Here is a 12,480-nt window from a genome sequence, read left to right on the forward strand (position 1 = left end):
AAATAAGAAATTTGCTATAGTTATAAAAGTAAGTAGCGTAGCACGCTGCGTTATTTAAAAACTTATTTATGAAATGGGTGCAAGATAATGCCTGATAAAGTACGAACATCACCTCAGTATGAATCGTTCCACGAATTATACAAAAATTACACTACTAAAGATCTCACTCAAAAAGCAAAATCTCTAAAACTAACAAATTATAGTAAACTTAATAAAAAAGAACTTGTTCTTGCCATTATGGAAGCGCAAATGGAAAAAGACGGTAATTATTATATGGAGGGTGTATTAGATGACATCCAACAAGATGGTTATGGTTTCCTTAGAACAGTTAATTATTCAAAAGGTGAAAAAGATATTTATATCTCTGCCAGCCAAATACGTCGTTTTGAAATCAAACGCGGCGATAAAGTTACTGGTAAAGTAAGAAAACCAAAGGATAATGAAAAGTATTATGGTTTACTACAAGTTGATTTTGTAAACGACGAGAATGCAGAAGAAGTTAAAAAAAGATCTCACTTTCAAGCGTTAACACCATTATATCCTGAAGAGCGAATTGTATTAGAAACAACGAAACAAAATTTTTCGACTCGTATTATGGATTTAATTACGCCAATTGGTTTGGGCCAACGTGGACTTATTGTTGCACCGCCAAAAGCTGGTAAAACGTCTCTATTAAAAGAGATTGCTAACGCTATTGCTATCAACAAACCAGATGCAGAATTATTTGTATTATTAGTCGGAGAACGTCCAGAAGAAGTAACAGATATTGAACGCTCTGTTGAATCTGCTGAAGTTGTGCACTCTACATTTGATGAGCCACCACAACACCATGTTAAAGTTGCAGAGCTTTTATTGGAACGTGCAAAAAGACTTGTTGAAGTAGGGAAAGATGTCATTATATTAATGGATTCAATTACAAGGTTAGCTCGTGCATACAACCTTGTCATACCACCAAGCGGACGTACATTATCCGGTGGTTTAGATCCTGCGTCATTACACAAGCCAAAAGCATTTTTCGGTGCTGCTAGAAATATTGAAGCTGGTGGCAGTATGACGATATTAGCTACAGCGTTAGTTGATACAGGGTCACGTATGGACGATATGATTTACGAAGAATTTAAAGGTACTGGTAACATGGAATTACATCTAGACCGTAAATTGGCAGAACGTCGTGTATTTCCAGCTATTGATATCGGTCGTAGTTCAACGCGTAAAGAAGAATTACTTATTTCTCCAAAAGATTTAGAGTCATTATGGCAATTACGTAATATGTTTACTGATTCAATTGATTTTACAGAAAGATTTGTACGTAAATTAAAACGTACAGAAAATAATGCAGAATTTTTTGAGCAATTACAAAAGGCTGCTAAAGAAAGCACTAAAACAGGCAAACCAATTATTTAAGTTGAAATTAGCGAAGTGTTATCAAGCTAATATATGATTTAGGGTTGCGTTTTGGTTTTAAAGCAATTATAATTATCAAGTATTGGGTAAAAACTCACAAACAACTCTGTTCCAGATGGTTCAGGGCAAAGGAGCTGAAAATAATGAGAAAAAATATTCATCCTGAATACCACAATGTAATCTTTTTAGATACAACTACGAATTTTAAATTCCTAAGTGGTTCAACAAAATCTTCAAAAGAGACTATGGAATGGGAAGATGGCAACGAATACCCAGTTATTCGTTTAGATGTTTCATCTGATTCACATCCATTCTACACAGGACGCCAAAAATTCGCTGCTGCGGATGGCCGTGTGGAACGTTTCAACAAAAAATTCGGAATCAAATCAAGCGACGAGTAATCGTTGTTATAAGGCATTCTCATTATATGAGAATGCTTTTTTGTTTTAGTTAGCGTTTTATAAATATAAGTCCCTAATTGAGAACATTACAATTTTAATAATTTTTATACATAAAATAACTCAATATCTTGAAGAAATAGCATATTTCAAATTAAAAAATATGCTATAATGAATCGATTATGTTTTGAAAAAGGTGGAACGCATAATGTATGAAACTTATCATTCCGGGTGGATTGAATGTATTACTGGAAGCATGTTTAGTGGTAAATCTGAAGAGTTAATTCGTCGATTAAGACGAGGCCTTTATGCTAAGCAAAAAGTAGTTGTATTTAAACCAGCTATAGATGACCGCTATCATAAAGATAAGATTGTTTCTCATAATGGCAACGCTATTGAAGCAATTAATATTTCGACAGCGGCTGAGATACTTAAGCACGATTTGTCAGATACAGATGTTATAGGCATCGATGAAGTGCAGTTTTTTGAAGAAGGTGTAGTTAATATTGTTGAACAATTAGCTAAAAAAGGCCATAGAGTCATTACGGCGGGATTAGATATGGATTTCCGAGGGGAACCGTTTGAACCTATTCCACACCTACTAGCAGTAAGTGAAGAAGTGACTAAACTACAAGCTGTTTGTGCTGTTTGTGGTGCATCTTCAAGCCGCACGCAAAGGTTGATTGATGGTAACCCAGCAAAAATAGATGATCCAGTTATATTAGTTGGTGCAAATGAAAGTTATGAACCAAGATGCAGAGCGCATCATATTGTCGCACCAAGTAATAATATGAAGGAGGAAATGTAGTGTTTGATCAATTAGATATCGTAGAAGAAAGATACGAACAATTAAATGAATTGTTAAGTGATCCAGATGTAGTAAGCGATCCAGATAATTTAAGAAAATATTCAAAAGAACAATCAGATCTACAAAAAACTGTAGAAGTATATCGCAATTATAAACAAGTTAAAGAAGACATTGTTGAAATAGAAGAAATGTTGAAAGAAACAAAAGATAGTGATGAAATTGAGATGTTAAAAGAAGAACACCAATCACTTAACACTCAAGTTCCTGAACTAGAAGAGAACCTTAAATTTTTACTTATTCCTAAAGATCCTAACGATGAGAAAGACGTTATTGTTGAAATACGTGCTGCTGCTGGTGGAGATGAAGCCGCAATTTTTGCAGGGAATTTATTTAGAATGTATTCTAAATACGCTGAAGCACAACGCTATAAAACAGAAATTATAGAAGCTGCTGAAAGTGACCATGGTGGTTATAAAGAAATCAGTTTCTCAATTTCAGGATCAGGCGCATATAGTAAGTTGAAATATGAAAATGGCGCCCACCGTGTACAACGCGTACCTGAAACCGAATCTGGCGGACGTATCCATACATCAACTGCTACAGTCGCAGTATTACCAGAGGTCGAAGATGTAGAAATTGAAGTGCGTAACGAAGATATTAAGGTAGATACTTATCGTTCAAGTGGCGCGGGTGGACAACATGTTAATACTACGGATTCAGCTGTACGTATTACACATATTCCGACTGGAATCATTGCAACATCTTCAGAAAAATCACAAATTCAAAACCGTGAAAAAGCTATGAAGGTTTTGAAAGCACGTTTATTTGATATGAAATTACAAGAAGAACAACAAAAATATGCAGCGCAACGTAAATCGGCAGTAGGTTCTGGTGATCGTTCAGAGCGTATTAGAACGTATAATTATCCTCAAAGTCGAGTGACTGACCACCGTATTGGTTTAACGATTCAGAAGTTAGATCAAGTAATGGAAGGGAAATTGGACGAAGTGATAGATGCATTAACATTAGCTGAACAAACTGATAAATTGAAAGAACTTAACAATGGTGAATTATAAAACACGACTGACTAATGCAAAAAAGAAATGCATTGAACTAGACATTGAAACTACTCGAGCAGAATGGTTAATGTTAGATCTATTGCAATGGAGTAAAGCAGATTATTTGATGTATAAGGATGAGGTAATGTCGGATATACATTTAAAATTATATGACGACGCTGAAGTTCGAATGTTAAAAGGTGAACCGATTCAGTATATTGTTGGAAGCCAATCATTTTATGGTGAAACATTCAAGGTGACTGAAGATTGTTTAATACCTAGACCTGAAACTGAGGAAGTCATGTTACACTTTTATCACGAAATTCATTCGAATGATACAATTGTTGATATTGGTACAGGTAGTGGCAATATTCCAATTATACTCAAGAAGATGAATCGTTCATTAACTGTCTATGCTACAGATTTATATGATACGGCATTAGCTGTAGCGCAAGAAAATGCGCTTAATCATCAAGTAGATATTCACTTTTTGCAGGGTGATGCATTAGAACCTTTAATAGAACAAGGTATAAAAGTGAATGGTTTAATTTCTAATCCGCCTTATATTGATGATAGTGAAGCTGCACTGATGGATGACACAGTATTGAAGTATGAACCACATTCTGCATTATTTGCAGAAGATAATGGATATAAGGTCTATGATGCAATATTAAATCAATTACCGGAAGTACTTCTGCCGAATGCAAAGGTCGTTTTTGAAATTGGTTATAAACAAGGTCAAACATTGAAACAAAAAATACAATCTAAATATCCTTCATTAGATGTTCAAATTATAAAAGATATTAATAATAACGATAGAATTATTTCTTTCGAGTGGTAATAAGAAGTTATGTACTGAACATGATAAATCATGAGAGTGCATAACTTTTTATTTTATTCTAAAATGAATCATGAGAAGAAAGGGCGGGGCTAAATGGAAACGAAGATTTGGGATTTACGACAGTATAAAAATGAAATCAATCAATTTCCAGATATAAATGAAATCAAGCACATCTTCGAACAAGGAGGCTTGATTGCAATACCAACAGAAACAGTATATGGTCTTGGTGCAGACGCGAGAAATGCTGAAGCAATCAAAAAGATATATGAAGCGAAAGGTAGACCTTCAGATAACCCGTTGATTGTACATATACATGACTTGAAACAAATAGAGCATTTTACACAAGATATAACAGACGAAATTAAATTATTGATGAAACATTTTTGGCCTGGGCCAATTTCTTTTATATTACCGCTTAAAAAAGGATACTTATGTGAAAGTGTAAGTGGTGGTTTATCATCAATTGCTGTTAGAATGCCATGCCATTCAATCGGCAGACAAATTTTACAATTTGTAGACATACCAATAGCAGCACCGAGCGCAAATTTAAGTGGTAGACCTTCTCCTACAACATTTGAGCACGTTTATTCAGACTTAAATGGTCGTATCGATGGCATGATAAACGGTGATCAAAGTGAAGAAGGTTTGGAAAGTACTGTGTTAGATTGCACACAGTTTCCATTTAGAATTGCTAGACCGGGTTCAATAACAAAACCGATGATTGAAGCGGTGTTACCTCATAGCGTATCTACAGCAAACACTTTTGATAACGATAAACCAATCGCACCAGGAATGAAATATAAACATTATGCGCCAGATACACCGTTACAAATTGTTCAAGCATTCAATGTAAAACCTTCAGAAGAAAAAGATTGGAGTCAAACAGCATTTATCGTTCCAAGTGATAAGCGAGCCCTTGTGCCTGAGGGGTCCATTTTTATAGAATTGTGTAAAAATGAAAATGATATTAGAGGTGCGAATCATAACCTTTATAAAATATTGCATCATATCGACCAAAATGAACAAATTAAAACAGCATTTATTTATGGCTTTGATATCACTGATCATACCGTAGCGATTATGAATAGAATGATGAAAGCTGCAAGTCAAACCATTGTTAAAGGAGATCAACTATGAGAATAATTTTTGTTTGTACTGGTAATACGTGTAGAAGTCCAATGGCTGAAAGTATTGCCAAAGCAAAAATGCCTGAATATATCATAGAATCACGAGGTGTTTTTGCTCAAGATGGTCAGCCCACGTCTCAGAACACACTGAGCATTATAAATGAACATCATTTACCATTACCGAATAATGCTAAACGTTTTACTGTAGAGGATTTAAATGCTGATTTAATATTAACAATGTCACAATCGCACAAAGAAGCGATACAACAAATATATGGAGAAACAGGAAATGTGTATACAATCACGGAATATGTTCAGCAAGAAGGAGAAATCACTGATCCATATGGTGGAACGTTATATGATTATAATAAAATATATAATGAATTAAATTTGTTGATAGATACTTTAAAAAATAAAATATTAAAGTAATAATTTTGTTAAAGTAGTATGAGTGAGTAGTTAAATACGTTATAATAATATACGTATAGCGAAATTGCTATCGTCTAATCTTGTATGTCTCATAGCATCAAGGTGTTTAAATACTTTTTTTAAATCATTATTTTAAAAGGGGTGGGAGAATGGAAGATCTAAAGTTATTGTTAAATGAGTTAAAGACTAAATCTTTCTTTAAAGCAGATGAATTATGTGTGATTGGTTGTTCTACATCCGAAGTAATTGGTGAGCGTATAGGTAGTGTAGGTTCTATGGATGTAGCACAAGAAATATTTGAAGCATTAAAGGAAATTGAGAATGATACAAATGTTTCTTTTGTATTTCAAGGCTGTGAACATATTAACAGGGCAATAACGGTAGAAAGGTCTAAGTTCAATCCCCTTACAATGGAAGAAGTGTCTGTTATACCAGATGTTCATGCAGGTGGTAGCTTAGCAACTTATGCTTACCAACATATGCAAGATCCAATGGTTGTTGAACAAATAACAGTGCCAAAAGGTATTGATATAGGTCAAACATTAATTGGCATGCATATTGCGCATGTAGCCATTCCAGAACGTACAAGTATTAAACAGATTGGTGAGGCAGTTGTTACAATCGCTTCTTCAAGACCTAAGAAAATTGGTGGCGAAAGAGCAAAATATAACTAATACAGAACGAGGGGGATTTACCTATGTCATTTATTCAAGAGCAAGATAAAGAAATATATGAAGTGATTCAAAATGAATTTAACCGTCAAAATAACAATATCGAGCTGATTGCTTCAGAGAACTTTGTTTCTGAAGCAGTTATGGAAGCGCAAGGTTCAGTATTAACGAACAAATATGCTGAAGGCTATCCAAACAGAAGATACTATGGTGGATGTGAATACGTGGATGTGTCTGAAACATTAGCTATCGAACGTGCCAAACAACTTTTTGGTGCTGAACACGTTAACGTACAGCCACACTCTGGGTCACAAGCAAATATGGCTGTTTATCTAGTAGCATTAGAACACGGTGATACTGTATTAGGTATGAATTTAAGTCATGGTGGTCACTTAACACATGGTTCGCCTGTTAACTTTAGTGGACAATTTTATAACTTTGTTGAGTATGGCGTAGACAAAGAAAATGAACAAATTGATTATGATGAAGTGTTAAGAGTAGCTAAAGAAAATAAACCTAAATTAATTGTCGCAGGCGCATCTGCTTATTCTCGAACTATTGATTTCAAACGATTCAAAGAGATTGCAGATGAAGTAGGGGCAAAATTAATGGTAGATATGGCGCATATTGCAGGTTTAGTTGCGGTTGGTTTACATCAAAACCCTGTTGAATATGCAGATTTTGTAACTACTACAACACATAAAACATTACGCGGCCCTCGTGGTGGAATGATTTTATGTAAAGAAGAGTACAAAAAGCAAATTGATAAAAAAATCTTCCCTGGTATTCAAGGTGGACCGTTAGAACACGTTATTGCTGGGAAAGCAGTTGCTTTTGGTGAAGCACTACAAGACGACTTCAAAACATATCAGCAACAAGTAGTTAATAATGCTAAAACGTTAGCAGATACATTAACTAAAGAAGGCTATAGAGTCGTTTCAGGCGGCACAGATAATCATTTAGTATCTGTAGATGTTAAAGGTTCAGTAGGTATCACTGGTAAAGTAGCTGAAGAAACATTAGATGCTGTAGGTATTACATGTAATAAAAATACAATTCCGTTTGATCAAGAAAAACCATTTGTAACAAGTGGTGTTCGTTTAGGTACGCCTGCTGCAACAACACGCGGATTTGACGAAGCTGCTTTTGAAGAAGTTGCAAAAATCATCAGTTTAGTTTTAAGAAATCCAGAAGATAAAAAAGCATTAGAAGAAGGAAAAGAAAGAGTTAAAGCATTAACTACAAAATATCCTTTATACAATTAAAATTGGAGGAAGTAAATTATGGGCAAAGTACATGTTTTTGATCACCCACTTATTCAACACAAATTAAGTTACATTCGAGACGTACATACAGGGACTAAAGAATTCAGAGAATTAGTAGATGAAGTAGGTATGTTAATGGCATACGAAGTAACAAGAGATTTAGAATTACAAGATGTAGAAATAGATACACCGGTAACTAAAATGGTAGCTAAAAGATTAACGGGTAAAAAATTAGCATTTGTACCAATTTTAAGAGCTGGGTTAGGTATGACACAAGGTATTTTAAACTTAGTACCAGCAGCGAGAATAGGTCACGTGGGTCTATATAGAGATCCTGAAACACTTGATGCAGTTGAATATTTTGTGAAATTACCCCAAGATATCGAAGAAAGAGAAATTGTAGTCGTAGACCCAATGTTAGCGACAGGTGCTTCAGCAATTGAAGCAATCAATTCTCTTAAAAAACGTGGTGCGAAAAACATTCGTTTTATGTGTTTAGTTGCTGCGCCTGAAGGTGTAGAAAAATTACAAGAAGCACATGAAGATGTAGATATTTTTATAGCTGCATTAGATGAGAAATTAGATGATCATGCATATATTACACCTGGTTTAGGTGATGCTGGAGACCGTTTATTCGGAACAAAATAGTTTTACCCAGGAGTGGAGTAGAATGAAGAAAATAATGACTGTGTTCGGGACACGTCCTGAGGCAGTGAAAATGGCGCCGCTTGTATTAGCATTGCGAGATGATGCTGAGTTGGAACCGATAGTAGTAGTTACTGCACAGCATAGAGAAATGTTAGATTCTGTATTGGAAAGCTTTCATATTACGCCAGATTACGATTTGGATATTATGAAACAAGGCCAATCATTATCTGAAATTACTTCTCGTATTTTGACTAAATTAGAGGACGTTATTAAGGAAGAGCAACCAGATATGATACTTGTGCATGGTGACACCATGTCAACTTTCGCTGGAAGTTTGGCAGCATTATATAATCAAATTCCTATTGGCCATGTGGAAGCAGGGTTAAGAACTTGGGATAAATATGCTCCATTTCCTGAAGAAATGAATAGACAAATGGTAGGGGTAATGGCAGATTTGAACTTTGCCCCTACTAATAATGCTGCAGAAAATCTTATTGCGGAAAATAAACCGTCAGATACTGTAGTAGTTACTGGAAATACTGCAATTGACGCCATGAAGACTACTATACATGAACATTATCAATCTGATATTATCGACAGACATAAAGATAAACGTATTATTTTACTAACTGCGCACAGACGTGAAAATATTGGAGCGCCAATGGAACACATTTTTAAAGCAGTAAGAGATATTGTCGATAAATATGAAGATGTAGTAGTCGTTTACCCTGTACATAAAAATCCAAAAGTAAGAAGCATTGCAGATTTATACTTATCTAACCATGATCGAATTGAATTGATCGAACCATTAGAAGTAGTTGATTTTCATAATTTTGCGCATCATTCTTATTTGATATTAACGGATTCAGGTGGAGTTCAAGAAGAAGCGCCATCTCTAGGTAAACCGGTACTAGTTTTAAGAGAAGCAACTGAAAGACCAGAAGGTGTAGAAGCAGGCACACTAAAAATTGTTGGTACAAATGCGCAAATGATTTTTGATGCTACGCAAGCATTATTGGAAGACAAGCAATTGTACAAATCAATGAGTGAAGCACGCAACCCTTATGGTGATGGAAATGCATCAAATAGAATTTGTGAAAATATAAAGTATTATTTTCATCTAATTCCTCAAAAACCTAGTTTTTTTAAATATTAATAGTGGTAAATGTGTCGTTTTTGTGACAAGTGTATAAAAAATTAAACTACATTTTGAATATAATTGACACCTTTACCGCCCTATATTATTATTAAAACTGTATGATTGAAATGGTTTTCATCATTGAATGAAAAAATGAAGTGAGGCACAGTAATGAAACGTTTCAACATCATTTTTCAACAGTATATACAATTTTATTTATATGGTATAGTTGTACTGTTATTTGTGTTTATTTTCACAAGTTCGCCATTTATTTTAGGACTTATCATAGGCATGATTGGATCACTTATTAATACTTTTACTTTCGAGTTTTACTTAGCGAAAGCTAAACAAAAAGATAATATACATATTTCAACGGGCAACGTTTGGAGATATTTGATTGTGATTCTTGCATGTTGTATTTGGTATTTTTATAAGGACTATATAAATATAATTGGTGTGGTTATTGGTTTAATGATTTCTTATGTGTTAATGGTTTTGAAACCGTTTTTACACAAGGAATAAAATCTTAATATGAAAGAGGTGAGAAAGCATGGATCATAAAGACCCTCTAGTCAGTTGGAATGTATTCGGTCTAGACATCGTGTTTAACCTATCATCAATTATGATGTTGGTTATTACAGCGCTTATTGTTTTTGTCATAGCTATTATTTGTACACGCAACCTCAAGAAACGTCCATCTGGTAAGCAAAACTTTATAGAGTGGGTTTTTGACTTTGTAAGAGGAGTTATCGAAAGTAACATGGCATGGTCTAAAGGTGGTCAATTCCATTTCCTTGCTGTTACATTAATATTCTTCATATTTGTCAGTAATATGATTGGATTACCTTTTCAATTAATTTCAGGTCATACACTGTGGTGGAAATCACCAACAGCTGATGCAACTGTTACTTTGACATTGTCAACTTTAGTTATCCTTTTAACACACTATTACGGTGTTAAAATGAAGGGTCCAAAAGGATACTTCCAGAACTATACTAAGCCTATATTCTTATTACCTATTAATATCTTTGAAGAATTCACTTCAACATTGACATTAGGTTTACGACTATACGGTAATATCTTTGCAGGTGAGTTACTGCTTGGTTTATTAGCAGGTTTAGTTATCGGTTTCCCAGCATGGGGATGGTTGATTGGTATCCCAGGTTTAATTGTTTGGCAAGGGTTCTCAATATTTATTGGTACAATTCAGGCTTATATTTTTGTAATGCTTTCAATGGTATACATGTCCCATAAAGTTCAGGACAGTCATTAATTAAAAAAAATTAAAAAGAAAAATTAGGAGGATTTATAAATGAATTTAATCGCAGCAGCAATCGCAATCGGCTTATCAGCACTAGGTGCAGGTATTGGTAATGGTCTTATCGTTTCAAGAACAGTAGAAGGTGTAGCACGTCAACCAGAAGCACGTGGTCAATTAATGGGTATTATGTTCATTGGTGTTGGCTTAGTTGAAGCACTACCAATCATCGGTGTAGTTATCGCTTTCATGTCACTATAATTAAACCAGTTTTATGGCGAAGTCTTGTTGACTTTCGCCGTTCGTTTTTATCCATATGTCTTATAATTATAATGAATGAAAGGAGTGTCTATGTAAGTGACTGCTACGACAAATATGTTCGTACTTGGTGCGGCTGACACTAGTGGTGTTCAGTGGGGAACAATTCTTGTTACCCTTGTAACTTTTCTTATATTAGTAGCTTTATTGAAAAAATTCGCTTGGGGTCCGTTAAAAGGTGTAATGGATCAACGTGAACATGATATTAATAAAGATATAGATGATGCTGAACAAGCTAAATTAAATGCACAGAAGTTAGAAGAACAAAACAAACAAACGCTAAAAGAAACACAAGATGAGGTTCAAAAGATTTTAGAAGATTCTAAAGTCCAAGCCCGCAAACAGCATGAAGAAATTATTCATGAAGCAAACATTAGAGCAAATGGCATGATTGAAACAGCACAGAATGAAATCAACAGTGAAAAAGAACGTGCAATTGCTGATATTAATAATCAAGTTTCTGAACTTTCAGTACTGATTGCATCAAAAGTACTTCAAAAAGAAATTTCAGGCAAAGATCAAAAAGAATTAGTTGAAAAGTACATTAAAGAGGCAGGCGATAAATAATGGCTATCATAGCAAAAAAATATGCCAAGGCTTTATTTGATACTGCTAAAGACACAAACAATCTTGAAATGATGTACGAAGAATTTTCAACAATCAACGAAGCAGTACAACCTGAAACAAAAAAATTACAAGCATTGGATGCAGATCCACAAAAAGATGTACAACAGCGTCGTAGTTTTGCAAAAGTAGTGTTTGGTCATGCCAATCAATACTTACAAAACATGTTAACGATTCTTGCAAGTAACCGTCATCTTTCTTACATTCATGAAATATATATAGAATTTGAAGCTTTATTTAATCAACATCACAATCAAGAATATGCTGTAGTTGAATCAGTATATGAATTGTCAGATGAAGATTTAGAACGTATTGATACGATAATTAAATCACGTACAAATTACTCTAAAATCATGATTACAAATAAAATCAATCCAGACCTTATCGGTGGTGTCCGAGTTAAAGTTGGAACGAAAGTCATGGACGCAAGTATTAAAAATGACCTTGCACAATTAGAGAAACAATTTATTAGAGTGAAATAAAAATTTAAGGA

The 12,480-nt window shown here is 34.4% G+C and carries 16 protein-coding genes; all 16 read left to right on the top strand.

The features are described 5' to 3' along the window. Positions 1 to 87 precede the first annotated feature (87 nt). The 16 genes from rho to ACP3TL_RS01635 all read left to right on the top strand — a co-directional run bounded on the left by rho (position 88) and on the right by ACP3TL_RS01635 (position 12,469). Positions 88 to 1,404, top strand: a complete 1,317-nt coding sequence (gene rho / locus ACP3TL_RS01560) for a transcription termination factor Rho (protein WP_285326819.1) — start codon at positions 88 to 90, stop codon at positions 1,402 to 1,404. 143 nt (positions 1,405 to 1,547) lie between these two features. Further along, positions 1,548 to 1,805: a type B 50S ribosomal protein L31 gene (locus ACP3TL_RS01565; protein WP_046466146.1), complete on the top strand. Its 258-nt coding sequence runs from the start codon at positions 1,548 to 1,550 to the stop codon at positions 1,803 to 1,805. A 205-nt stretch (positions 1,806 to 2,010) separates the two neighbouring features. Then, positions 2,011 to 2,610 (top strand): thymidine kinase, encoded by a 600-nt coding sequence (locus ACP3TL_RS01570; RefSeq protein ID WP_002507065.1) that lies wholly within the window; start codon positions 2,011 to 2,013, stop codon positions 2,608 to 2,610. Next, the gene (gene prfA, locus ACP3TL_RS01575) at positions 2,610 to 3,686 is read left to right on the top strand and encodes a peptide chain release factor 1 (protein ID WP_285326817.1); all 1,077 of its coding nucleotides are present in this window, start codon (positions 2,610 to 2,612) and stop codon (positions 3,684 to 3,686) included. The genes ACP3TL_RS01570 and prfA overlap by 1 nt, the downstream gene beginning before the upstream one ends. Beyond that, on the top strand, positions 3,673 to 4,509 hold the full coding sequence (gene prmC / locus ACP3TL_RS01580) for a peptide chain release factor N(5)-glutamine methyltransferase (protein ID WP_046466144.1): 837 nt from the start codon (positions 3,673 to 3,675) through the stop codon (positions 4,507 to 4,509). The genes prfA and prmC overlap by 14 nt, the downstream gene beginning before the upstream one ends. A 93-nt stretch (positions 4,510 to 4,602) precedes the next feature. Continuing rightward, complete coding sequence (locus tag ACP3TL_RS01585) at positions 4,603 to 5,646, top strand: L-threonylcarbamoyladenylate synthase (RefSeq protein ID WP_046466143.1); 1,044 nt, start codon at positions 4,603 to 4,605, stop codon at positions 5,644 to 5,646. Continuing rightward, positions 5,643 to 6,065 (top strand): low molecular weight protein arginine phosphatase, encoded by a 423-nt coding sequence (locus ACP3TL_RS01590; RefSeq protein ID WP_046466142.1) that lies wholly within the window; start codon positions 5,643 to 5,645, stop codon positions 6,063 to 6,065. Before ACP3TL_RS01585 ends, ACP3TL_RS01590 begins: the two co-directional genes overlap by 4 nt. Positions 6,066 to 6,214: 149 nt before the next feature. Continuing rightward, positions 6,215 to 6,739, top strand: a complete 525-nt coding sequence (locus tag ACP3TL_RS01595; RefSeq protein WP_046466141.1) for a TIGR01440 family protein — start codon at positions 6,215 to 6,217, stop codon at positions 6,737 to 6,739. Positions 6,740 to 6,762: 23 nt separating this feature from the next. Then, positions 6,763 to 8,001 (top strand): serine hydroxymethyltransferase, encoded by a 1,239-nt coding sequence (gene glyA, locus ACP3TL_RS01600; protein WP_285326808.1) that lies wholly within the window; start codon positions 6,763 to 6,765, stop codon positions 7,999 to 8,001. Positions 8,002 to 8,019: 18 nt separating this feature from the next. Next, complete coding sequence (gene upp / locus ACP3TL_RS01605; protein ID WP_002507072.1) at positions 8,020 to 8,649, top strand: uracil phosphoribosyltransferase; 630 nt, start codon at positions 8,020 to 8,022, stop codon at positions 8,647 to 8,649. Between the two features lie 22 nt (positions 8,650 to 8,671). Continuing rightward, the gene (gene wecB / locus ACP3TL_RS01610; RefSeq protein ID WP_046466139.1) at positions 8,672 to 9,805 is read left to right on the top strand and encodes a non-hydrolyzing UDP-N-acetylglucosamine 2-epimerase; all 1,134 of its coding nucleotides are present in this window, start codon (positions 8,672 to 8,674) and stop codon (positions 9,803 to 9,805) included. A gap of 153 nt (positions 9,806 to 9,958) precedes the next feature. Next, positions 9,959 to 10,309 carry an ATP synthase subunit I gene (locus ACP3TL_RS01615; protein WP_046466138.1) on the top strand — a complete coding sequence of 117 codons (351 nt, stop codon included), beginning with the start codon at positions 9,959 to 9,961 and terminating at the stop codon, positions 10,307 to 10,309. 28 nt (positions 10,310 to 10,337) lie between these two features. Beyond that, a complete protein-coding gene (gene atpB, locus ACP3TL_RS01620; protein ID WP_046466137.1) occupies positions 10,338 to 11,060 on the top strand; it encodes a F0F1 ATP synthase subunit A in 723 nt (240 codons plus the stop codon). A 39-nt stretch (positions 11,061 to 11,099) separates the two neighbouring features. Beyond that, complete coding sequence (gene atpE, locus ACP3TL_RS01625; protein WP_002507076.1) at positions 11,100 to 11,306, top strand: F0F1 ATP synthase subunit C; 207 nt, start codon at positions 11,100 to 11,102, stop codon at positions 11,304 to 11,306. 96 nt (positions 11,307 to 11,402) lie between these two features. Next, positions 11,403 to 11,930 carry a F0F1 ATP synthase subunit B gene (locus tag ACP3TL_RS01630; RefSeq protein ID WP_021339776.1) on the top strand — a complete coding sequence of 176 codons (528 nt, stop codon included), beginning with the start codon at positions 11,403 to 11,405 and terminating at the stop codon, positions 11,928 to 11,930. Further along, on the top strand, positions 11,930 to 12,469 hold the full coding sequence (locus tag ACP3TL_RS01635) for a F0F1 ATP synthase subunit delta (protein ID WP_046466136.1): 540 nt from the start codon (positions 11,930 to 11,932) through the stop codon (positions 12,467 to 12,469). Before ACP3TL_RS01630 ends, ACP3TL_RS01635 begins: the two co-directional genes overlap by 1 nt. Positions 12,470 to 12,480: the final 11 nt, after the last annotated feature.

The sequence above is a fragment of the Staphylococcus caseorum genome (assembly GCF_049943195.1).
GTDB classification, from domain to species: domain Bacteria; phylum Bacillota; class Bacilli; order Staphylococcales; family Staphylococcaceae; genus Staphylococcus; species Staphylococcus equorum_A.